Origin of the sequence: Rhodococcus xishaensis (genome assembly GCF_004011825.1) — a bacterium.
Taxonomy (GTDB): domain Bacteria; phylum Actinomycetota; class Actinomycetes; order Mycobacteriales; family Mycobacteriaceae; genus Prescottella; species Prescottella xishaensis.
In genome coordinates, this window is sequence record NZ_RKLO01000002.1 from 552,187 (window position 1) to 579,160 (window position 26,974).

General features: G+C 69.4%; 1 protein-coding gene. It reads left to right on the plus strand.

Annotated elements, in window-relative coordinates:
- Positions 1-80 precede the first annotated feature (80 nt).
- Positions 81-26,963, plus strand: coding sequence for a non-ribosomal peptide synthase/polyketide synthase (locus tag EGT50_RS06960; RefSeq protein WP_127951927.1), 26,883 nt, complete (start codon positions 81-83; stop codon positions 26,961-26,963).
- Positions 26,964-26,974: the final 11 nt, after the last annotated feature.

A 26,974-nucleotide genomic window follows, 5' to 3' on the forward strand; every position in this document is an offset into this window, starting at 1 on the left:
AACTGTCCGTGCGAGTTAGGGATCTTGATATGGTGTGGTCCCGATGCAACCAGGGCATTCCGCTCTCAGGGGGCTTGTAAATGAAGATGTCAGGATCTCGGGAACCGAACTTTCACGGTTCCGGTACTCCGGATCTTCCCGTCGAGGCGTTCCCGCTTTCCTCGGCCCAGCGGAGTATATGGTTCGCACAGCAGCTATCGCCCGGGGTACCGATATTCGTCGCCCAGTACGTGGCTCTGCACGGCGACCTCGATCTGGACTTGCTCGGCCGCTGCGCGGTAGCGGCGGCGGAGGAGTTCCAGTCGCCGTTCCTGCGGCTGGTGGACGTGGACGGCGAACCCTGGCAGCGGGCCGACCCCGACCAGGACGTGTCGATCGGTCGGATCGACCTCCGCGAGCAGACCGATCCGATGGCCGCCGCGCACGAGTGGATGACTCACGACTACTCGACACCCATCGACCTCACCCGGGACCGCCTGGTCGAGATGACCACTCTGCAGGTCGGCGACCGCGATTACCTGTGGTACACGAGAATTCACCATGTCGCCCTGGACGGCTACAGCGGCATGACGATGGCGAACCGCATCGCTGCCCTCTACACGGCGGCGGTGGAGCATCGCGAACCCGAACCGATCCGGCCACTCGATCTTCGGGAACTGCTGTCGATCGACCGTAAGTACCGGTCGTCGAGTCGGTTCCAGGCCGATCGTGAGTACTGGGCCGATCACATCGCCGGCATCGAGGGTGGCACCACACTCGCGGATGTGGAAGGTCCGGTGGCCGCCGTCGGTTTGCACGAGAGGGCGGCCCTCCCGGCCGCGGTGATCGATGCCCTCGAGTCGACGGATCGCCGGTACCGGGCAACTCCGGCAGCGGTCCTGATCGCGGCCTTCGCGTGCTACCTCGCACGCATGACAGGGCGCACGGACGTGCTGGTCAACATGCCCGTTTCGGCTCGAACGACGGCCCCGCTGCAGCGGTCCGGCGGCATGCTGGTCAACGTCGCGCCGCTGCGGGCGACGGTCCTGCCCAAGGACACCGTCGCCGACGTGGTCGGGCGAATCCAGCTCGAGTTGATGGGCGCCCTGCGGCACCAGCGCTGCAGCATCGAAGACATCCGCCGCGACGCCGGCCTGACCGGTACGGCACGGGGACTGGCCGGCCCGATGGTCAACGTCATGCTCTTCAACCAGAACCTGACCCTGGGGCCGATCGAGGGCGAGTACCACATCGTCACGTCCGGGCCGGTCGAGGACCTGTTGATCAATTTCTTCCAGAGCGGGACCCCGGCAACGACTTTCGTCGAGTTCCGCGCTAACCCCAATAGGTACTCGCAGGCCGAACTGCAGACGCACCACCGTCGGTTCCGGGAACTGGTCGAGGAGTTCGTGCTCGCGGAACCGACCACCCGGGTTGCCGACATTCACGCCGAGAGCTCGATCGTCGGCGCAAGACTGCTTCGGACCGCGGCACAGCTGGAGTTCTGGTCCCGGGAGTTGGATGGACTGCCCGACATCCTGGCGCTGCCGTCCGACCGTCCCCGGCCGACTCGGCGGGCGCTCGACGGCGATCGAATCGACTTCGCCATCTCGCCCGGCACGCACCGGGCCGCGGTCGAGATGGCCAGTTCACGGGACTGCACCGTGTTCGCGGTCGTGCACACGGCGCTGGCGATCCTGCTCGCGCGACTGGCCGACGTCGACGACGTCGCGATCGGGACACCCGTCGCCGGCCGGAACAGCGCCGGTGAGTTCGTCAACACCTTGGCCCTTCGTACCCGGCTTCCCTCCGGGGTGAGGTTCGACGAACTGCTCGACGACGTGTGCACGTCGGAACACGCTGCGTTCCGTCACGCGGAGACACCGTTTCCGCAGTTGGTGGAGGCGCTGGACCGCACCCGTGAGAATGCCCACTCGCCGCTGTTCCAGGTGATGCTCGAGTTCCTCGACGGCTCGACGCCGCACCTGCACACCGACGAGTTCGTTCTCCGGGGGACTTCGACCGGACCCGACCTCTCCGCGCTCGACCTGCGTCTGTCCGTCCGGGAAGAATTCTCCGGCAACGGGGCCGGTGACCACATACCCGCCGGGATAGACGCCTACTTCACGTTCGCGACCGACATGTTCGATCGGGAGACGATCGAGGCGCTGTCGGAGCGCTTCGTTCGGGTACTCGACGAGGTGCTCGACGACCCCGCCTCCATCGTCGCCGACATCGACCTGCTGGGCGACGACGAGCGTCGATCGCTGTCCCCGGTCTGGGGCGGTGAGGGGGTCGCACCCCGCACGCTCGCGGACCTCCTGCAGACCGCGGCTCGCCAGGGCCCGGACCGTGCGGCCCTGTCGTACGAGGGTCGCGAGGTGACCTATCGAGAGCTCGACGAGCACTCGAATCGTCTGGCACGCATGCTGATCGCCCGGGGAGTGGGCCCGGAGTCGGTGGTGGCACTGTCGATGCCTCGCTCGATCGAGTCGGTCACGTCGGTGTGGGCGGTCGCCAAGGCCGGTGCCGCTTTCGTCCCGGTCGACCCGAACTACCCCGCCGACCGGATCGAACACATGCTCACCGATTCTGGTGCAGCGCTTGCGCTCTCGGTTACCGCGCACTCCGACGCGGTCGCTGACAGGGTACCGACGCTGGTGCTCGACGCGTCCGGTTTCGCCGAGCAGGTGCGGCAGTGGTCCGGCGATGCGGTCACCGACACCGACCGCTTGGCCCCCGTTCATATCGACAACCCGGCGTACCTGATCTACACATCGGGGTCGACAGGCACGCCCAAGGGTGTAACGGTCACGCACCGCGGACTGGCGAATTTCGCCGAGGACGAACGCACCCGATATCGGGTCAGCCCCGAATCCCGCACGCTGCACTTCTCGTCGCCGAGCTTCGACGCATCCGTGCTCGAGCTGATGCTCGCGTTCGGGGCGGGTGCGACGATGGTGATTGCACCCCCGACGATCTACGGCGGCGCCGAACTGACCGAACTGCTGCGAGCGGAGCGCGTCACCCACGCGTTCATCACCCCGGCCGCTCTCGGCTCGGTCGACCCGACGGCGCTCGCCGACCTCGAGTGCGTCGTGACCGGCGGCGAGGCGTGCCCGCCGCACCTGGTCGAGCAGTGGGCCCCGCGGCACCGCATGTTCAACGCGTACGGTCCCACCGAGGCGACCGTGGTCTCGAGTGTGTCGACACCTCTCGCGGCGGGCCGCGAGGTCACCATCGGCAGCCCCCCACTCGGAATCGGCGCGGTGGTCCTCGACAGTCGGATGCGCCCGGTGCCGATCGGGGTCGCCGGGGAACTGTACGTCCACGGCGACGGCCTCGCGCGCGGCTACCATCACCGCACCGGCACAACCGTCGAGCGATTCGTCGCCAATCCGTTCGGCGCCCCCGGGGAGCGGATGTACCGGACAGGCGACTTGGTGCGGTGGAATCGGGACGGACAGCTGGAATACCTGGGCCGCACCGACTTCCAGATCAAGATCCGTGGGTACCGGATCGAACTCGGAGAGATCGAGGCCGCGCTGCGCTCGCATCCGGAGGTCGGGTTCGCGCTGGCCACCGGATTCGTCGGGCCATCGGGCGAAACTCTGCTCGTCGGCTACGTCCAGCCCGACAGCAACCGGGAGCTGCGCGGCAACCGGGAACTACGCGGCGCCGACGTCATCGCGTACGTCGCCGACCTCCTGCCGCCGCACATGGTCCCCGTCAGTGTGGTCGTCCTCGACTCGCTGCCCCTGACACCGGCCGGCAAGCTGGATCGCCGCTCGCTGCCGGAACCTCGATTCGACATCGGTAGAGGCGAGTTCCAGCCGCCGACGACACTCGACCAGAAGAGGATCGCGGGGGTGTTCTCCGAGTTGCTCGGTGTCGAACGGATCGGTATCACCGACAGCTTCTTCGACCTCGGCGGCAACTCGCTCACCGCCACCCGCATCGTCGCGCGCATCAACGCCACCCTCGGCACCGAACTCGGTGTTCTCGACCTCTTCGAGGCCCCGACCGTCGGCGAACTGGCGGCCCGCGTCGAGGAAGCCGGCCCCGGACGCGGGGCGCGGCCGCCGCTCGTGCCACGCACACCCGACGGTCCGGTTCCCGTGTCGCTCGCCCAGCAGCGGATGTGGTTCATCAACCAGTTCGACACCTCGTCCGCGGCCTACAACATCCCGATCGCGGTGCGCCTGCGCGGCACGCTCGACGTCGCGGCGCTGCGGGCGGCGCTCGGCGATGTGATCGACCGGCACGCCACCCTGCGCACCGTCTTCCCGAACACGGCCGACGGCCCGATCCAGTCGGTGCGGCCCGTGTCGGAGGTTGTCGTCGACCTGGCCCCGGTCGATGTGGTCGAGGACGAGTTGCCGACCCGCCTCACGGAGGCCGCCACAGGCGGATTCGACGTCTCGGCCGAACCGCCGGTACGAACCGACCTGTGGCGCGTCGGGCCCGACGATCACGTGCTCACGCTCGTGGTCCACCACATCGCCGCCGACGGGATGTCGATGACGCCGCTCGCCCGCGACGTCATGATCGCCTACGGCGCGCGCGTCGCCGGCGCGGCACCGGAGTGGTCACCGCTCCCGATCCAGTACACCGACTACTCGCTCTGGCAGCGGGACCTGCTCGGTGCGGAGGACGATCCGCACAGCGTCGTCGCCCGCCAGCTCGAGTTCTGGCGCAATTCGCTGGTCGGGGTGCCGGACCTACTGGAGCTGCCGACCGATCGGCCGCGTCCGCCCCAGCAGTCGATGCGAGGGGCGACAACCGACTTCACGATCGCGCCGCACCTGCACCGCCGGCTCCTCGATATCGCCGGCGAGAACGAGGCGAGCCTGTTCATGGTGCTGCACGCCGCGTTGGCGGTGCTGCTTGCCCGGATGAGCGGAACCACCGACATCACAGTCGGATCGCCGGTGTCCGGACGCGGCGAGGCCGAACTCGACGACCTCGTCGGCATGTTCGTGGGAACGGTCGTGCTGCGCACACAGGTCGATCCCGCGGCGACCTTCAACGACCTGCTCGTCCGGGCCCGCGCGACCGACCTGTCGGCGCTCGGCAACACCGACGTACCGTTCGAGCGACTGGTGGAGGTGCTCGACCCGACCCGGTCGGCCGCCTACTCGCCGCTGTTCCAGGTGATGCTGGTACTGCAGGGAGACGACCGCAGCCGATTCGAGCTTCCCGGTCTCACGGTCGAGGTGGACGAGGTCGATACCGGCACCGCGAAGTTCGACCTGCAGCTCATTCTCACCGAGTCCACCGACGAGGCGGGGCGTCCGGGTCCGATCGGTGCCACGTTCTCCTACGCGACCGACCTTTTCGACCGCGCAACCGTTGCGGCGGTTGCGGAAAGATTCGTCCGTGTGCTCGAGGCGATCACCGTCGACACTGCGGTGCGTATCGGCGACATCGACGTCCTCGTCGACGGCGAATCGGAACTTCTCCTCGGCGAGTGGAACGCCACCGAGCACGATGTCCCCGACGCCACACTGGTGGATCTCTTCGACGCACAGGTGCGCCGCACGCCACACGCCGTCGCCCTCACCTTCGGCGACGACGAGATGACCTACGCACAGTTCGCATCCCGAGTCCACCGGCTGGCACGCGCGCTGATCGCCCGCGGCGTCGGACCCGAATCCCGCGTGGCACTGTCGATGCGCCGGTCGTTCGACCTGCTGATCGGCATGTACGCAGTCGTCGAGGCCGGCGGCGCATACGTCCCACTCGACCCCGACCACCCGTACGCGCGCACCGAGTACGTGCTCGGCAGTGCCGCCCCTGTATGCGTGCTGACCACCCGACGCGATCACGGCCCCTTGCCCTCCGACGTGGACGTGATCGAGATCGACCGCCTCGACATCAGCGACCACGACGACGGACCGATCCGCCCCGAGGAACGCCGCCGCGGTCTGAGCGGCGACGACATCGCGTACGTGATCTACACGTCCGGATCGACCGGCCGCCCCAAGGGTGTCGCGGTCAGCCACTCCGCCATCGTCAACAGGCTCGCGTGGATGCAGGGCGAGTACCACCTGACCGCGTCGGATGTCGTCGTGCAGAAGACCCCGGCGACGTTCGACGTATCGGTGTGGGAGTTCTTCTGGCCGTTGCAGACCGGAGCGAGCCTGGCGATCGCGGTCCCCGACGGCCACCGCGACCCGGCCTACCTGTCGGAGCTGATCGAACAGCGCCACGTCACGGTTGCGCACTTCGTGCCTTCGATGCTCGCGGCGTTCGTCGCGGACGCACAGCCCGGACCCTGCCGATCGCTGCGGACGGTGTTCTGCAGTGGCGAGGCGCTGCCGCCGGCGACCGCCGCCGCATTCGCGGACTTCGCCGCGGCGTCGGGTGCGCGCCTGCACAATCTGTACGGTCCCACCGAGGCGGCGGTCGACGTCACCTACCGCGCCTACACCGGCACCGACACGGTCTCCGTGCCGATCGGCGCCCCGGTGTGGAACACCCAGGTGTTCGTTCTGGATTCGCGGCTGCACCCGGTGCCCGCGGGCGTGCCCGGCGAGCTGTACCTGGCGGGTGTCCAACTGGCCCGCGGCTACATCGGCCGCCCCGACCTGACCGCGGAACGGTTCGTCGCCAACCCGTTCGGCGCACCGGGAGCGCGGATGTACCGCACCGGCGACGTGGTCCGCTGGCGGACGGACGGCGCCCTCGACTACATCGGCCGCACCGACTTCCAGGTGAAGCTGCGGGGTCTACGCATCGAACTCGGTGAGGTGGAGGCCGCGCTGCTCGCGCAGCCCGGCATCGCGCAGGCCGTGGTCGTCGTACGCAGCGACGAGATCGTCGGGGAAGCGCTCATCGGGTACGTCATCGCCGAACCGGGTGCGGACGCCGACCCGACGGCGTTGCGCGAGGCGGTGCGCGAGGCGCTGCCGGCGTACATGGTTCCCGCGCAGATCCTCGTGCTCGACGAGTTCCCGCTGGGCGCGACCGGGAAGCTGGATCGGCGTAGCCTTCCCGCTCCAGAATTCCGTTCCACGGAAACCGAATTCGTGGCCCCACGCAATCCCGTCGAGGAGATCCTCGCGGCGACCTTCGCCGAGCTTGTCGGGGCCGCGCGGGTCGGCGTGTACGACAGCTTCTTCGACCTGGGCGGCAACTCGCTGACCGCGACCCGGCTGATCGCGCGGATCAATGCGGCGCTCGACACCCGGATCGGGGTGCGGGACGTCTTCGACGCCCCGACCGTGTCGGCGTTGGCGATGCGGATCGAGGCGTCCGGTGCCCGGGGCGCCGACCAGCCACCGCTGGTGGCGGGGGAGCGGCCGCCGACGGTGCCGGTCTCGTTGGCCCAGAAGCGGATGTGGTTCATCAACCAGTTCGACACCGCATCACCGGCCTACAACGTGGTGCTGCCGGTCCGCCTCGACGGTGAACTCGATCGCAGCGCCCTGCGCGCTGCGATCGCCGACGTCCTCGAGCGTCACGAGTCGCTGCGCACCCGGTTCCCGATGGTCGAGGGCGAGCCGACCCAGGTGATCGTGCCCACCACCGCGGTCGCGCCGGATCTGGATCCGGTCCCGGTCGCCGAGATGGACGTGCCCGAGCGGGTCGCGGAGTTCGCGTCGACCGGGTTCGACGTGACGATCGCCCCACCGGTCCGCTCGACGCTGCTGCGGATCGGGCCACGGACCCACGTGCTCGTGATCGTCGTCCACCACATCTGCGCCGACGGATTCTCGCTGGCACCGCTGGCGCGGGACGTGATGAGTGCCTACATCGCCCGGGTGGACGGCAGTACGCCACAGTGGTCGCCGCTCCCGGTGCAGTACACGGACTTCTCCATCTGGCAGCAGCAGGTCCTCGGCAGCACCGACGACCCCGACAGCCTGCTCTCGACGCAACTCGACTACTGGGCGCGGACTCTCGACGATCTGCCCGAGGTGCTTGCGTTGCCGACCGATCGGCCGCGGCCGGCGGAACGGTCGATGCGCGGCGCCGTGCACCAGTTCCGTGTCGACGCGGACGCACACCGGAGGTTGGTGGCGATTGCGCACGGCCGGGGCTCGACGGTGTTCATGGCCGTCCATGCCATCCTGTCCGCGTTGCTGGCCCGGCTCGGCGACACCGACGACGTCGCGATCGGGACCCCGATCGCCGGTCGAGGCGAGGCCGCCCTCGACGACCTGGTCGGCATGTTCGTCAACACCCTGGTACTGCGCAGCCGATTCGATCCGACCGCGACGTTCAACCAACTCCTCGATCGGGTGCGGGAGGTCGACCTCGAGGCGTTCCACCATGCGGATCTGCCGTTCGAGCGGCTCGTCGACGCCCTCGCCCCCGAGCGGTCGACCGCGCACTCGCCGCTGTTCCAGGTGATGCTCGAATTCCGCAACAACGAACAGCCGCGCCTCGCGCTGCCGGGCCTGACGGCGACCGTCGTCGACATCGGTACCGAGGTCGCCAACTTCGACCTACAGCTGTCCCTCACCGAGGAGTTCACCGAATCCGGTGAACCGGTGGGGATGGCGGCCGGGATCACCTACGCCACAGACCTGTTCGATCGTGCCACGGTCGCACGGCTGGCCGAGCGGTTCATCGCGATGCTGAGCGCGGTGACGGCCGATCCGGGTCTGTGCGTCGGCGACATCGGTCTGCTCACGGCGACCGAGCAGGACGACCTGGCGCCGGTGAGCGGTGGTGCCGGAGTGCCTGCGCGAACGCTGCCCGAGTTGCTCGCTGCCGCGGCTGCGGTCGACCCGGATGCGGCCGCGGTGATCTTCGAGGACAGCGAACTGTCCTACCGAGATCTCGACGCCCGATCGGATCGCCTGGCACGACTGCTGATCGGCCGGGGCGTGGGCCCGGAGTCCGTGGTGGCGCTCGCGCTGGCCCGCTCTGTCGAATCGGTGACCGCCACGTGGGCGGTTGCCAAGGCGGGCGCCGCGTTCGTACCGGTCGACCCGAACTACCCTCCCGACCGGATCGCGCACATGCTCAACGATTCCGGCGCTCAGGTCGGTGTCACGACCACCGAGCATCTCGACACGGTGCCGGGGTCGACCGAGTGGATCGTCCTCGACGCCGCGGACACCCTCACCCGGCTGCGGACCGAATCCGCCGGGGCGGTCACCGACGAGGACCGGGTGCGTCCGCTGCGGCTCGACGACCCCGCCTACCTGATCTACACGTCCGGATCGACAGGCACACCGAAGGGCGTCGTCGTCCCGCACCGCGGACTGGCGAACTTCGCGGCCGAGCAGCGCTCCCGGTTCGGCGTGACGCCGCGTTCGCGCACACTGCATTTCTCGTCGCCGAGCTTCGATGCCTCGATCCTCGAACTGCTCCTCGCGATCGGCGCCGGCGCCACCATGGTCGTGGCACCGCCGTCGGTGGTCGGCGGCGACGAGCTGCGCGATCTGCTGCGCGAACGGGACGTCACCCACGCGTTCGTCACACCCGCCGCCCTGGCGTCGGTCGATCCGGCCGGGCTGCACAGGATCGAATGCGTCGTCACCGGTGGAGAGGCGTGCCCGCCGGAACTGGTGGAGCAGTGGGCTCCCGGCCGGCGCATGTTCAACGCGTACGGTCCCACCGAGTCCACCGTCGTCGCGAGCCTGAGCGAACCTCTCGCCGTGGGGGTTCCGGTGACCATCGGTCGCCCGCCGATGGGGACGAGCGTCGTGGTTCTCGACGCACGGCTGCACCCGGTGCCGGTCGGCGTGCCCGGCGAGCTGTACATCTTCGGGACCGCCCTGGCCCGCGGGTACCACGATCGTCCCGGCACCACCGCGGAACGGTTCGTGGCGAACCCGTTCGGGGCGCCCGGCACCCGTATGTACCGCACCGGCGATCTGGTGCGGTGGAACGGGTCGGGCCAACTCGAGTACATGGGCCGCACCGACTTCCAGGTCAAGATCCGTGGCTTCCGCATCGAACTGGGCGAGGTGGAATCGGCGCTGCGCCGGTACCCGGGGGTCGCGCGTGCGGTGGTCACGGTCGACGGCTCCGGACCGGCGAGCCGGCTCGTGGGCTACGTCGTGCCCGAGGACCCCGCGGACACCGCCGCGCTCGATCCCGCGGAGATCTCGGCATTCGTCGGGACGTTCCTCGCGGCCTACATGGTCCCCTCCGCGGTGATGGTGCTCGACGCGTTGCCGCTCGGCCCGGCCGGCAAGATCGACCGGAAGGCCCTGCCGGCCCCGGATTTCGGGGCACGGGTGTCGACGGGGCGGGCACCGCGGACCGAACGGGAGCGGCTGTTGGCCGACTTGTTCGCGGAGGTGCTCGGCCTCGACTCGGTGGGCGTGGACGACTCGTTCTTCGCGCTCGGCGGCGACAGCATCATGTCCATCCAGCTGGTGTCGCGGGCGAAGACCGCAGGCCTGCACTTCTCGCCTCGGGAGGTGTTCGACCACAAGACCGTCGCCGCGTTGGCAGCCGTCGCCGAGACCGGCGAGCGGGCAACGGTACTCGCCGAACTCGACGGCGGGGGACTCGGCGAGGTGCCACTGCTCCCGGTGACCCGCTGGCTGCTCGGTCGCGGTGGCCGCCACAACCGCTTCTCGCAGGCCGCGCTGCTCACTACGCCGGCCGGGCTCGACGAGGCCACGCTCGCCGGTGCCCTGCAGGCAGTACTCGACCGGCACGACATGCTCCGGGCCCGGATCAGACCCGGAGAACACCGGTTGATCGTCCCCGCTCCCGGCACCGTGTACGCGGAGTGGCTCATCCGGCGTGTGGAGGTCGATTCGGCGCCGGGAACCGACGAGTTCGCCGCCACCGTCCGGGCCGAACTCGATGCCGCGGAGGACCGCCTCGATCCCACAGCCGGAGAAATGGTCCAGGTGGTGTGGCTGGACTCCCGCCACGACGTGGGCCGGTTGCTGATCGTCGTCCACCACCTCGTCGTCGACGGTGTGTCGTGGCGGATTCTCGTGCCGGACCTCGCGACCGCCTGGGCGCAACTCGCCGCCGGGGAACAACCCGATCTTGCGCCGGTCGGCACTTCGATGCGCCGCTGGGCGCACGGGCTACTCGACGCCGCACCCGAGCGCCGCGAAGAACTCGAACGGTGGCGGGCCGTGCTCTCCGGTGACGATCCGCTCCTCGGGGTCCGCCCCCTCGATCCGGCCGTCGACGTCGCGGCGACGGTGGAGACCGTGACCGTCGGGGTGTCCCCGGACGTCACCGAGGCGCTCCTGACGACCGTTCCCGAGGTATTCCGAGGCTCCGTCAACGACGGGCTGCTGACCGCGCTCGCGCTCGCGCTGGTGCGGTGGCGGCGAGAACGAGGACGTGACAGCGACGGGGCTGATGCTCTGGTGACCCTGGAGGGGCACGGCCGCGAGGACCGGGTGCTGCCCGGCGCCGACCTCGCACGCACCGTCGGCTGGTTCACGACACTGTTCCCGGTCCGGCTCGACCTGACCGGCGTCGACATCGACGATGCCTTCACCGGTGGCCGTGGCGCCGGTGCCGCGGTCAAGGCGATCAAGGAGCAACTCCTCGCCGTCCCCGATCACGGTGTCGGCTTCGGCATGCTCCGCTACCTCGACGAGGACGGCGAACGGGAACTGCGTAGCCTGCGTACGCCCCAAGTCAGTTTCAACTACCTCGGGCGGTTCACCTCCGCCGTGCCCGACGACCAGCGCGAGGCCGGCTGGGTGCCGACCGATGACGCGGACCTCGACATCCTGCAGGACGCGGACCTGCCGGCGGCGTCGGTCCTCGACATCAACGCCGTGACCACCGACGGCGCGGACGGCCCACAGATCCGTGCCACGTGGGGCTTCCCGTCCGGGGTGCTCACCGCGCGCGACGTCGAGGAACTGGCCGGACTGTGGACCGAGGCGCTGATCGCGCTCGCACGACACGTGTCCCGGCCCGGAGCGGGCGGGGCGACCCCGTCGGACCTGGACCTGGTCTCGCTCGACCAGCACGAGATCGAGTCGCTCGAGCAGCGGTTCCCAGCTCTCACCGACGTGTGGTCGCTCTCGCCGCTACAGTCGGGCCTGCTCTTCCATGCGCTGTTTGCCGACCGCTCTGTCGACTCATACCTCGTGCAGATGGCGGTCGACGTGCGCGGCGCGGACCCGGACCGGCTGCAGCGCGCGGGCCAGGCGATGTTGAACCGGCACCCGAATCTGCGGGCGGCGTTCGTCCAGACCGAGGACGGCTCCTCGGTGCAGGTGATCCAGGACCCGGTGACCCTGCCGTGGACCGACGTCGACCTTTCCGAACTCGATGAACCGGAGCGGGCCGAAGCCCTGGCACGACTGCTGGCCGAGGACCGGGCCCGACGATTCGACATGGCGAGCGCACCGTTGATCCGCTTCACGCTGGTACGCACCGGCCCGGACGAGCACCGCCTGGTCCTGACCAACCACCACATCCTGCTCGACGGCTGGTCGACCCCGCTGATGATGCAGGAACTGCTCGCGCTGTACGCGACCGACGGCGACGCGGCCGCCCTGCCGCGGGTCGAACCGTACCGCGACTACCTGGCGTGGATCGCCCAGCGCGACCAGGCGGACTCCGTGCAGGTGTGGACCGACACGTTCGCGGGCCTCGAGGAACCGACGCTTCTCGCACCACTCGACCGGGCCCGTGAGCAAAAGACGATCCCGGACACGATCCAGACGGCGCTCGAGCCCGCGGTGACCGCGCGACTGACGTCGATCGGGCGGCAGTGGGGCGTCACCCTGAACACGATGGTGCAGGCGACGTGGGCGATCGTGCTCGGGGCCCTCACTGGTCGCGACGACGTCGTCTTCGGCGCGACCGTGTCCGGGCGCCCACCACAGATCCCCGGCATCGAAACGATGATCGGTCTGTTCATCAACACCCTTCCGGTGCGGGTGCGACTCGAGCCCGGCGAGTCCGTCGGCGAGCTGCTGAACCGCGTCCAGGAAGAGCAGGCCAGTCTGCTCGACCACCATCACGTGGGCCTGACCGAGATCCAGGACGCCGCGGGTCCGGCCCTGGCGTTCGACACCCTGACCGTGTTCGAGTCGTATCCCGTGGAGCAGACGGCCGCCCTGGACACCGACATCGCCGGACTGCGACTGGTACGCATTCACGAGAGCATGGACGCGGCCCACTACCCGCTGACCCTGGCCGCGAACGCCGACGACCGGCTGCGGATGAAGTTCGAGTACCTGCCCGAGCTGTTCGACCGCGCCGAGGTGGAATCGATCGCCCGCCGGGTCACCCGCGTCCTGGGCAGCATCGCCGAGGATCCCCAGCGCCCGTTGGCCGGGCTGCGGTTGCTCGACGACGACGAGTGGGCGGATCTGGTGCCGCTGCGTGGACGGCCCGCACCGCCGGCGCGCACCCTGTCCGCCATGTTCGCCGATGCCGCCGCCGCCAACCCGGACGCAGTGGCGCTCGTCTCCGACGACGACACCGAGGTGACCTACCGCGAACTCGACGAACGGTCCAACCGCCTCGCCCGCCTCCTCATCGAGCAGGGAGCCGGACCGGAATCATTCGTCGCGCTGGGTATTCCACGATCGATCGAGTCGGTGACCGCGGTGTGGGCGGTGACCAAGACCGGCGCCGCATTCGTCCCGGTGGACCCGAACTATCCCACGGACCGCGTCACATTCATGCTCGAGGATTCCGGTGCCGGCATCGGGCTCACCGTCGCCGCCGCGCGTGGCCAACTGCCCGACACGGTGCCGTGGACGGTCCTCGACGCCCCCGACCTCGAGGAGCAGTGCGCCACCCGATCGGCCGCGCCGATCACCGACGCCGACCGGCGCGCCCCGCTGCGCCTGATCCACCCGGCGTACATGATCTACACGTCCGGCACGACCGGCCGCCCGAAGGGGGTCGTGGTCACCCACAACGGACTCGACAGCGTGGCACACGAGTGCCGCACTCGCTTCTCGACTCGTCCGACCTCGCGGACTCTGCACTTTTCGACACCGAGCTTCGACGCCGCGGTCCTGGACTACCTGATCGCCTTCGGCGCGGGCGCGACGATGGTGATCGCACCGACCACCGTCTACGGTGGTGCCGAACTGGCCGATCTGATCCGCGAACGGCGCATCACACACGCCTGGATCACGGCCGCGGCCGCCGCCACCATCGACCCGTCCGATCTCGACGAGTTGACCGAGGTAGTCGTCGGTGGTGAGGCCGTGCCTCCGGAACTGGTCGCCCGCTGGGCGCACGAGCGCCGCTTGTACAACGGCTACGGCCCGACCGAGACGACCATCCTGGCCAACATGAGCACACCCCTGGTGACCGGGGAGAAAGTCACCATCGGACCGCCGGTCCTCGGGGAGAGCGAATTGGTCCTCGACACGAGCCTGCGACCGGTCCCGGCCGGTGTCGTCGGCGAACTGTACATCGCCGGCCCCGGGCTCGGTCGCGGCTACCACCGCCGGGCCGGGCTGACCGCCGACAGGTTCGTCGCGAACCCGTACGGAGGGCCCGGTGAACGCATGTACCGCACCGGCGATCTCGTGCGGGTCGGCGCCGAGCACGCGGTCGAGTACGTCGGGCGCTCGGACTTCCAGGTCAAGATCCGCGGCTTCCGCATCGAACTCGGCGACGTCGACAACGCGTTCGGTGACCACCCCGGCATCCGGTTCGCGGCCACCGTCGGCCGGCCCGGTCCGACCGGCGAGACCGCACTGGTGACCTACGTGCTCCCGGCCGCGGGCGCACAACCCGAACCCGGGGAGCTGCGTGACTTCGTCGCCGAACGACTGCCCGCGCAGATGGTGCCGTCGAGCATCATGATCCTCGACGAGATCCCGCTCACCCCGATCGGCAAGCTCGACCGGCGGGCACTGCCGGAACCGGAATTCCTGCCGTCCACCACTACGTTCCGGGCGCCTACGAACCCGACGGAGCAGACAATCGTCGACTTGTTCGCCGAGGTCCTCGGACTCGAGCGAATCGGTATCGACGACAGCTTCTTCGACCTCGGCGGCAACTCGTTGATCGCAACCCGGGTGACCGCGCGACTCGGCGCCGCCCTGGGCATCGATGTCGGGGTGCGCGCACTGTTCGAGGCACCGACCGCGCATCAGCTCGCCCGCTGGGTGACCCGCGAAGGCGTGGAGGGCGCCTCGCGCCCGCCGCTCGTTCCGACCGCGCGGCCCCATCGGGTGCCGCTGTCGCTGGCGCAGAAGCGGATGTGGTTCATCAACCAGTTCGACACTGCATCACCGGCTTACAACATCCCGCTCGCGGTCCGCCTGACCGGAGAGCTCGACACCGGCGCGCTGCAGGCTGCGGTCGGTGACGTGCTCGAGCGCCACGAATCGCTACGCACATACTTCCCCGCCACCGACGGGGAACCCGAGCAGGTCATCGTGCCTGCCGCGCAGGCGGCACCGGACCTGGCGGTGATCGATGTTCCGCCGGGGGAGGTGCCGTCCCGGATCGCCGCCCTGATCACCGACGGGTTCGACGTGACCACAGCGGTGCCGGTGCGTGCACAGCTACTGCGGCTCGGGCCCGCCGAGCATGTGCTCGCGATCGTGGTGCATCACATCTGCGCCGACGGGTTCTCGATGGCCCCGCTCTCGCAGGACGTGATGACCGCGTATCTGGCCCGCACCGGCGGCCACCTGCCACAGTGGGCGCCGCTGCCGGTCCAGTACGCGGACTTCGCGGCGTGGCAGCGTGACGTCCTCGGCTCCGAGGACGACCCGGATTCGCTCGTGAGCCGTCAGCTGGAGTTCTGGACGGACGCGCTCGTCGGTCTGCCGGAGGCGATCTCGCTGCCCGCCGACCGCCCGCGTCCGACGCGCCAGAGTTTCGACGGTGCCCGCGTCCACTTCGCTATCGGCGCCGACATCCACCGGTCGCTCGCCGCACTCGCCCGCCGCGAGGGCGCCACGATGTTCATGGCCGCACACGCCGCGCTGGCGGTGCTGCTCGCCAAGCTCAGTGGATCCGACGACATCGCGATCGGTACCCCGATCGCGGGCCGCGGCGAAGCCGAACTCGACGGCCTCGTAGGCATGTTCGTCAACACCCTGGTGCTGCGCAGCCACGTCGACGCGGCGGACGGATTCGCCGGCCTGCTCGCGCGAACACGCCAGTTCGATCTCGCAGCCTTCGGGAACGCGGACGTGCCGTTCGAACGGCTTGTCGACGTCCTGGCCCCCGAGCGCTCGACCGCGCATTCGCCGCTGTTCCAGGTGATGCTCGAGTTCCAGAACAACGAACTCCCACGCCTGGAACTGCCGGGACTGAGCGCTGAGCCGGTCGAGGCCGAACTGTCGGTTGCCAAGTTCGATCTGCAACTGACCCTGGCCGAGCGACACGACGAGCAGGGCGTCCCCGACGGCATGGACGCGGCGTTCACGTACGCGACCGACCTGTTCGACGCGGCCACGGTGCGCGATGTGGGGGAGCGGTTCGTCCGTCTGCTCGACGCACTGACCCGTGACCCGCTCCGGCCGACCGGCGACGTGGAGATCACCGCGGCGCGCGAGCGCGCCACCATGCTCCGCGAGTGGAACTACCCTGGCCACCGCGCCCCCGAGACCACCCTCGCCGACCGGTTCGCGCTCACCGCAGCCCGGTTCGCCGACGGCGGTGCCGTCACCTACAGCGGGGACGGCGGTGCCGTCATTTCCGGCGGCGAGACCGACGAGCGGACACTGACCTACACCGAACTCGATGCCCGCTCCAACCGGCTCGCCCGCCACCTCGTCGCGCTGGGAGTGGGCCCGGAGTCGCTCGTCGCGGTGGCGCTGCCCCGGTCGATCGACCTGGTCGTCGCCCTGCTCGCGGTGGTCAAGGCCGGCGCCGGATACGTGCCGTTGGACGTGACCTACCCGGCGGACCGCCTCGCGTTCATGCTCGACGATTCCGCTCCGATCTGTGTCCTGACGACGGTCGCGGTCGCCGACGCGATCCCCGAGACCCGGGTGCCGCTCGTCCGTCTCGACGCCGACGACGTCGCCGCCGCGATCGAGGAGTGCGCGGCCGGTCCGATCACCGACAGCGATCGACGCGTTCCGCTGCGCCCCGACGACGTCGCCTACGTCATCTACACGTCCGGGTCGACCGGCCGCCCCAAGGGCGTGCAGGTCACCCACCGCAACGTGTTGACCCTGTTCGAGAACACCTCCACCACCTTCGGATTCGACAACACCGACGTGTGGACGATGTTCCACTCGTACGCATTCGACTTCTCGGTGTGGGAACTGTGGGGTCCGCTGCTGCACGGCGGACGGCTCGTGGTGGTCGACTTCTACACGGCGCGGTCGCCCGAGATGTTCCTCGACCTGCTTCGCAGCGAAGGGGTGACCGTTCTCAACCAGACTCCGACCGCCTTCTACCAGCTCGCCGAGGCAGACCGGCTCGCGGCCGAATCCTCCTCACTTCAAAAGGGTCTCGCGCTCCGGTATGTGATCTTCGGTGGTGAGGCGCTCGACCTGGGGCAGCTCGGGCGGTGGTACTCGCGCCATCGGGACGACGCGCCGCGCCTGGTCAACATGTACGGCATCACCGAGACCACCGTCCACGTCACCCGGCTCGAACTCGACCGCCCGTACGCGGCGGCGGCCAAGGCCAGCGTCGTCGGCCGCGCCGTCCCAGGACTGCGGGTGATGGTCCTCGACGGGCGGCTGCACCCGGTCCCGCCGGGCGTCACCGGAGAGATGTACGTGGCCGGCGACCAGCTCACCCGCGGCTACCTGGGCAGGGCCGCACTGACGTCCGACAGGTTCGTCGCAGACCCGCACGGGGCGGCCGGCACCCGCATGTACCGCACCGGCGACCTGGCCCGCTGGAACCACGACGGGCAGCTCGAATACCTCGGCCGCAGCGACTTCCAGGTCAAGATCCGCGGATTCCGGATCGAACTCGGCGAGATCGAGGCCGCGCTGCTCGACTTCCCGGGGGTCGCCCAGGCCGTCGTCACCGTCCGTCAGGAGGACCACGGCCCCGCTCGCCTCGTCGGGTACGTGGTCCGCGAGCAGGGCGGCGTCGAGCTGGACCCGCAGGAGATTCTCGACCACGTCGGCGGCCGGCTGACGTCGTACATGGTGCCGGCGGCCCTGATGGTGCTCGACGAGCTGCCGCTGACCGCGAACGGCAAGCTCGACCGAAAGGCGCTGCCGGAACCGGACTTCGGTCTGCGGGCCACCCCGAGCCGCGACCCGCAGACCGAGGCCGAACGGGTGCTCGCCGACCTGTTCGCCGAGGTCCTCGGTCTCGACACGGTGGGCGTGGACGATTCGTTCTTCGGACTCGGTGGCGACAGCATCATGTCCATCCAACTGGTGGCGCGCGCGAAGGAGGCGGGCCTGCAGCTGTCGCCGCGGGACGTGTTCGAGCAGCGGACCGTCGCCGGACTGGCGGCCGTCGCCGGCGTCGGCGACGGGGCGGCAGCCGCGCGGCTCGAAGAACTCCCCGGTGGCGGGGTCGGCGAGTTCCCGGCGACCCCGATCGTACGGTGGCTGCTCGGACGCACCGACGACGTCCGCCGGTACACCCAGAGCGTGCTGCTGACGCTGCCGTCGAGGGTCGACGAGGGCCAGCTCACCCGCACCCTGCAGGCCGTCGTGGATCGCCACGACATGCTCCGCGCCCGACTCGACGCATCCGGTGACCCAACGATCGAGGTCCGGCCCGTGGGGGCGGTGTCGGCAACCGACGTGCTCCTCCGCGTCCCGGTCGACACGCTGTCCGGCGCCGCCTTCACCGACACCGCGCAGACCGAACTCGACGCCGCCGCCGGACGCCTCGATCCCGCAGCCGGGAACGTGCTGCAGGCGGTATGGTTCGACGCCGGTCACGCGGGCGGGCGCCTGCTGCTGGTGGTGCACCACCTCGCGGTCGACGGCGTCTCCTGGCGGATCCTGGTGCCCGACTTGGCGTCCGCGTGGTCGCAGATCACCGACGGCGCCGTCCCCGAGCTCGCACCGATCGGAACGTCGATGCGGCGGTGGGCACACGGCCTCGTCGACACCGCGACCGGCGGTGCCCCGGGCCGGGACCGGGAACTCGACCTGTGGCGCTCCGCCCTGGCGACCCCCGATCCCGTCATCGGGTCGCGGCCGCTCGACCCCGAGGTAGACGTCCACGGCACCGTCCAGAAGGTGACGGTGGAACTGCCGGCCGCGGTGACCGAGGCTCTGCTGACCACCGTCCCGCAGGCCTTCCGCGGCAACGTGAACGACGCACTGCTCGCGGCACTCGCGATGGCCCTGACCCGATGGCGGCGCACCCGCGGCCACGACGCCATGACCTCGGTGGTCAACCTCGAAGGACACGGCCGCGAGGACCAAGTGGTGCCGGGCGCCGACCTGGGCCGCACGGTCGGCTGGTTCACGACGATCTTCCCGGTCCGGCTGGACCTGGCCGGGATCGATCTCGACGACGCGTTCGCCGCCGGGCCCGCCGCCGGTGCCGCGATCAAGGCCGTCAAGGAGCAGTTGCTCGAGATCCCGGACCACGGAATCGGTTTCGGGATGCTCCAGTACCTCAACCGGCAGACCGGGCCCGTTCTCGCGGACCTGCCGGTGCCGCAGGTCAGCTTCAACTATCTGGGCCGGCTGGGCGGCATCGCGACGGACGGCTCGGCCGCGCGCGTCGGCTGGCTTCCGGTCAGCGACATCGAACTCGACGACGCGCCCAGCGACACCATGCCCGTCGCGAGCGTTCTCGACATCAACGCGATGGTCAGCGACACCCCCGATGGGCCACGCCTGCGTGCTACGTGGGCGTACCCGAGCGGTGTTCTCGCCGCGGTCGACGCCGGTGAACTCGCCGACCTGTGGGTGCGGGCCCTGGGCGGGCTGGCCCGGCACGCGACACACCCCGGGGCCGGCGGACTCACCCCGTCGGACCTCGATCTGGTGCGACTCGACCAACGGGCCATCGACGATCTCGAACACCGCTTCCCGAACCTGACCGACGTGTGGTCGCTGTCGCCGTTGCAGGCCGGGTTGCACTTCCACGCCGTCTACGCCGAGGAATCGGTCGATTCCTACCTTGTCCAGTTGACGCTGTCGCTGGGCGGCGTCGTCGACGCCGACCGGTTGAGGCGGGCCGGCCAGGCCCTGTTGGACCGGCACCCGAACCTGCGGGCGGCCTTCGTCCCGGTCAACGGCGCCGGCGGCCCCGTTGGTGCCGTCCAGGTCATTCCGGGGCGGGTCGAGTTGCCGTGGGTCGAAGTGGACCTGTCGCGCCTGGATACGGTGGCCCGTGACCGGCGCTACGCCGAACTCACCCTCTCCGACCGGCTCACCCGGTTCGACCTCGAAATCGCTCCCGCCGTTCGCATGACGCTCGTCGACATGGGTGGTGGGGAACGGCGCCTGATAGTCACGAACCACCACATCCTGCTCGACGGGTGGTCGACGCCGCTGCTGATCCAGGACCTGCTGGCGCTGTACGTCACCGACGCCGACGCGTCCGCCCTACCCCGCGTCCACCCCTACCGCGACTATCTCGCCTGGATGGCCCGGCAGGACACCGCCGGCTCGACGGCCGCATGGCGGCGCGCGCTCGCCGGTCTCGAGGAGCCGAGCCTGCTGGCGACGAACTTCCGCATCGACGGCGCCCCCACCGGCACCGACGAACTCGAGATCACGCTGTCGAACGAGCAGACGGACAGACTGCGCTCGCTGGCCCGTGAACGCGGCGTGACACTCAACACCGTCGTCCAGGCAGCGTGGGCGATCGTGTTGAGCGCGTTGACCGCCCGCACCGATGTCCTGTTCGGTGGCACGGTGTCCGGACGGCCGCCGCAGATCCCCGGGATCGAGTCGATGGTCGGCCTGTTCATCAACACCCTCCCGGTGCGCGTCACCCTCGATGCGTCCGAGACGCTCGGCGAGCTCCTCGACCGGGTCCAGCGGGAACAGACCGCACTGCTCGACCATCACTACCTGGGTTTGGCGGACATCCAGAAGGCGACCGGGCCGGCCGTCGCCTTCGACACCCTGACCGTGTTCGAGTCGTACCCGATGGACCCCACCGCGCTCACCGCGGACACCGATCTCGCGGGAATGAACGTGACCGGGTTCGGTGGTCGCGACGCTGCGCACTACCCGCTGTCGCTGGTGGCCTCGGCGGTCGACCGGTTGAACTTCAAGTTCGAGTACTTCCCGGAGTACTTCGACCGCGACACCGTCGAATCGATCGCGACACGGGTCGCCGTCGTGCTCGACCATCTCGCGGCCGATCCCGAGCAGCCCCTGTCCCGGCTCGACCTGCTCACCGAGTCCGAGCGGGTCGACCTGGCGCCGGTGCTGGGGGAGCCCGGCGGGTCCAGCCGGACGCTGCCGGAGATCTTCGCCGCGGCTGCCGCCTCCGATCCCGACGCGGTCGCAATCACGTTCTCCGGCCGCGAGGTGACCTACCGCGAACTCGACACCCGCTCCTCCCAGATCGCCCGCGTTCTCATCGACCAGGGTGTCGGGCCGGAATCATATGTAGCGCTGGGTATTCCACGATCGATAGAGTCGGTTCTCGCGGTGTGGGCGGTCGCGAAGACCGGTGCCGCGTTCGTGCCGGTCGACCCGAACTATCCACTCGAGCGGATCGAGTACATGCTCGCCGACTCCGGTGCCGGGCTCGGACTGACCGTCGCCGCCCACCGGCGTCAGCTTCCCGACACCGTCACCTGGCTCACGCTCGAGGATCCCGGCTTCGTTACCGCCTGCGCTGACCGTCCCGACACCCCGGTCGCCGACGTCGAGCGCACCGCCCCGTTGGGCCTCGACCACGCCGCATACGTCGTCTACACGTCCGGATCCACCGGCCGCCCCAAGGGTGTCGTAGTCACCCACCAGGGTCTCGACAACTTCGCCATCGACCAGCAGGAACGGTTCGGCGCGAACGCGCAGTCGCGGACGCTGCACTTCGCGACCCCGAGCTTCGACGGCGCGGTGTTCGAGTACCTGCAGGCGTTCGGGGCGGGCGCGACGATGGTGATCGCCGAACCCACGGTGTTCGGGGGCGCGGACCTGGCCCGGCTCATCGCGTCCGAGAGGGTCACTCACGCGTTCGTGACCACCGCCGCGCTCGCGACGGTCGACCCGACCGGGCTCGACGAGTTCAGCCACGTCACCTTCGGCGGCGAGGCGTGCCCGCCGGACCTGGTCACCCGGTGGGCACCCGGCCGGGACCTCCACAACGCGTACGGGCCGACCGAGACGACGATCATGTCGAACATCAGCGCCCCCATGACCATCGGCGACCCGATCACGATCGGCGGCCCCATCCGTGGCGTCGGGGAGCTCGTCCTCGACGGGCGGCTGCAACCGGTTCCGGTGGGCGTCCCGGGCGAGCTGTACATCACCGGACTCGGGCTCGCGCGCGGCTATCACCGGCGCCCCGGGTTGTCCGCCGAGAAATTCGTCGCCAACCCGTTCGGCAAGCCGGGCGAGCGGATGTACCGCACCGGAGACATCGTGCGCTGGCGCCCGGATCACACGATCGAGTACGTCGGGCGGACGGACTTCCAGGTCAAGGTCCGCGGCTTCCGCATCGAACTCGGTGAGATCGACGCCGCCCTCATGAACGATCCCGCGGTGAGCTTCGCGGTCACCCTCGGGGTACCCGGCCCGGCCGGTGACACCGTCCTCGCGTCGTACGTGGTGCCGAACACCAGTGCCACCGTGCACGTGCCGACGGTCACCGACCGGTTGGCGGGGCACTTGCCCGCGCACATGGTGCCCTCGTCCATCACGGTGCTCGACGAGATCCCCCTGACCCCGGTGGGCAAGCTGGACCGCGCCGCGCTGCCCGAACCGGAGTTCGCCTTCACCATCGGCGAATTCCGCGCCCCCACCAACCCACTCGAGTACACGCTCTCGGACATCTTCTCCGAGGTGCTGGGGGTCGATCGGATCGGCACCGACGACAGCTTCTTCGACCTCGGCGGCAACTCGCTGATCGCGACCCGAGTCACGACACGGCTGAGCGGAGTCCTCGACGCAGACATCCCCGTGCGAGCGCTGTTCGAGGCCCCGACGATTCACGGTCTCGCGCAGTGGATCGCACGGGAGCGGGAGACGGCCACCGCGTACGGCCGGCCGGTTCTGTCCCACCGCGAACGCCCCGACCGGATCCCGCTGTCCCTCGCTCAGCAACGGATGTGGTTCATCAACCAGTTCGATACCGCGTCGGCCGCCTACAACATCCCGCTGGCGGTCATGCTCACCGGCAACCTCGACGTCAGGGCCCTCCACGCGGCGCTCGCGGACGTGCTCGAACGGCACGAGTCGCTACGCACCGAGTACCCGGTCGTCGACCAGGTGCCGACACAGCGCGTCGTCCCCGTCGCCGACGTGCTCACCGATCTGGCCCCGGTGACCGTGCAGGACGAGAAGGAACTGCACGATCGGATCGCAGCGTTCGCCTCGGCCGGCTTCGACGTCACCACCGCACCCCCGGTGCGCGCGCAACTCCTCCGAACCGGCGAGGACCAGCACGTCATGGTGATCGTCGTCCACCATATCTGCGCCGACGGCTACTCGATGGCCCCGCTGGGCCGAGACGTCATGGCGGCGTACACCGCCCGCGCAGCCGGCGCCGCCCCGCAATGGGCGCCGCTGCCGATCCAGTACGCCGACTTCACGCTGTGGCAGCACGAGCTGCTCGGCTCGGACACCGACCCCGACTCGCTGCTGAGCCGCCAACTCGCCTTCTGGACCGAGGAACTCGCCGGGGTGCCCGATGTGATCCAACTGCCGACCGATCGGCCGCGACCTGTCCAGCAGTCGTTCCGGGGCGGGCGCATCAACTTCCGGATTCCCGCCGACCTTCATGCCCGCCTCACCGAGCTGGCACACCGCCACGGCGCCAGCATGTTCATGGCGATGCACGCCGCGCTCGCCACGCTGCTGGCGCGCCTGGCCGACACGGACGACATCGCAATAGGTACACCGATCGCGGGACGCGGCGAGGCGGCGCTCGACGAGCTGGTCGGCATGTTCGTCAACACTCTGGTGCTGCGGACCCGCGTCGGCCACGCGGAATCGTTCGACGAGATACTCCGGCAGGTCCGCGAATCGGACCTCGCCGCGTTCGGCCACGCCGAGGTCCCGTTCGAACGGCTCGTCGAGGAAATCAACCCGCCGCGCTCGACGTCGTACTCGCCGCTGTTCCAGGTCTCGATCGAGTTCCAGAACAACGAACGGCCCCGTCTCGAGTTGCCGGGCCTCGTCGTCGAAGGCGTCGGCATCGACTCCCAGGTCGCGAAGGAGGACCTCGAATTCGTTCTCGCCGAGGAGTTCACTGACGACGGTTCGCCGAACGGAATCGCGGCATCGTTGGACTTCGCGACGGACCTGTTCGACGAGAGCACCGTCCGCAGCTTCACGGAACGGTTCGTCCGCATCCTGCAGGCTGTCACTGCCGACCCCGAGCGGGCCATCGGCGACATCGAGATTCTCGACACGACAGAACTGTCGGAACTGGCCCCCGCCGCCGGCGCCACCGCCGTCTCGCCGCACCTGTGGCCCGAACTGCTCACCGGTGCCGCGGCGATCGACCCGGACGCTCTCGCGCTGTCGTACCAGGGCCGCACGGTGACGTACCGCGAACTCGACGAGCAGTCGAACCGGCTCGCCCGGGTACTCGGCGAGCGCGGGGTGGGCCCGGAGACGTTCGTGGCGCTGGGCATGCCGCGTTCGATCGAGGAGGTGCTTTCGATCTGGGCGGTCGCCAAGACCGGCGCCGCCTTCCTCCCGGTGGATCCGAACTATCCGGCGGAACGGATCGCGTACATGCTGACCGATTCCGGCACCAGGATCGGCCTGACGACCGCCGGACTGCGGGAACGGCTTCCCGACACAGTCCCGTGGCTCGTCCTCGACGACGGCGAGCTGGGCGCCCGCATGGCCGCAGCGTCCGCCGCCCCGATCGCCGACGACGACCGTACCGCCCCGCTGCACCTGGCCCACCCGGCCTACTTGATCTACACGTCGGGATCGACGGGTCTGCCCAAGGGCGTCATCGTGACCCACCGCGGCATCGCAAACCTCACCGAGGAGGAACGGCGCCGCTTCACCGTCACCCCGCAGTCGCGGGTCTCGCATCTGGCGTCCCCGAGCTTCGACGCCTCACTGTTCGAGATGATGATGGCGTTCAGCGCCGGCGCCCACCTGGTGATCGTGCCGCCTACCGTGTACGGCGGAACCGAACTGGCCGAACTGCTCTCGCAAGAACGTGTCACTCACGCCTTCATTACTCCGACGGCGCTCGCGTCGATCGAGGACGAGGGCCTCGAGGCGCTAGAGGTCCTCGCGGTCGCCGGTGAGGCGTGCCCACCGGAACTGGTGTCCAAGTGGGCTCCGGGTCGCCGGATGTTCAACGGCTACGGCCCCACCGAGACGACGATCCAGGCCAGCGTCAGCGAGGCCATGCAGCCGGGGGAGGTCGTCAACATCGGCGGCCCCGCCATCGGTTTCCGCGAGGCCGTCCTCGATGGGCGCCTGCGTCCGGTCCCGGTCGGGGTTCCCGGCGAGCTGTACATCTCCGGCCCGGGCCTGGCCCGCGGTTACCACGACCGGCCCGGCCTCACGGCGGAACGCTTCGTCGCCAACCCCTTCGGCGCGCCGGGGACCCGGATGTACCGCACCGGCGACGTCGTGCGGTGGCAGCAAGACCACACCATCGAGTACATCGGCCGGTCCGACTTCCAGGTCAAGGTCCGCGGCTTCCGCATCGAACTCGGCGAGATCGACGCGGTCCTCACCCGACACCCGGCGGTCACATTCGCGGCGACCCTGGGTCACACTGGACCGTCGGGTGACACCCTCCTCGCGTCCTACATCCGTCCGGTCGAGGGCCATACCGTCGAATCACGGGAGTTGCGAGTGCACGTCGCGGCCCAGTTGCCGGCCCACATGGTGCCCTCGGCGATCGTGGTTCTCGACGAGATCCCGCTGACCCCGGCCGGCAAGCTGGATCGTCGTGCCCTGCCTACGCCTGAATTCACCTCGCTCACAGCGGAGTTCCGTCCGCCGACCACCGCGACGGAACGAGCGGTCACCGAGGTCTTCGCGGACGTGCTCGGCGTCGATCACGTCGGCATCGACGACAGTTTCTTCGACCTCGGCGGCAACTCGATCACCGCGACGCGCGTGATGTCCGAGCTCCAGTCCAGGGTGGGCCGACAGATCCCGCTCCAGACGATGTTCCTGGATCCGACTCCGGCCGGACTGGCCAAGCGGATCGACCTTCCCGTCGGCTACCTCGGACACGGCGAATCCCCGGTCGACGACGCGCTCGGTGTGATGATTCCGCTGCGACCCAAGGGTGCTCGGCCACCACTGTTCTGCGTCCATCCCGGTATCGGACTGTCCTGGGGGTACGCCGGACTCGTCCAGTACCTGGCGAAGGACCGACCCGCGTACGGACTGCAGCTGCCGCTGCTCAGCGGTGGGCCGGACTTCGACTCCGTGCAGCAACTCGCACACCGCTATGTCGAGGAGATCCGGGTCGTTCAACCCCACGGCCCGTACCACCTCCTCGGGTGGTCGCTCGGCGGTGTCATCGCACATGCAATCGCCGTCGAGCTGCGCAACGCCGGAGAGGAGGTCGCGACCCTTGCGATCATGGACAGCTACCTCACCGAGGACGAGGAAGAACCCGGCCCGCTGACGGTCGCGGAACTTCTCGAGGGCTTGGGCCTGGATCTGACGCCGTACGGCGACGTCCGCGAGTTGACCTATGCGCGGGCCGTCGAGCTGCTCGACGAGTCCCTCGGGCAGGAGTCCGGGCTGACTCCGGCACACCTGAAGCGGATCAGCGAAGGCTTCACGACGTCCGCCCGGATCATGAACCGCTACTCGCCTGCCGTGTTCGACGGAGACCTCCTGTTCTTCACGGCAGGTCGGGGCGACGGCGACGGGAAGGCCACGGCGGAACATTCACCGCAGGTGTGGCAGTCCGCGATCACCGGGCGAATCCGCGAGTTCACCATCGACTGCGAACACAACCAGATGATCGAGCCCACCGTCCTCGCCGAGATCGGTCCGATACTCGAGGACTACCTGGTGGAGCACTGACTCAGCGGAAC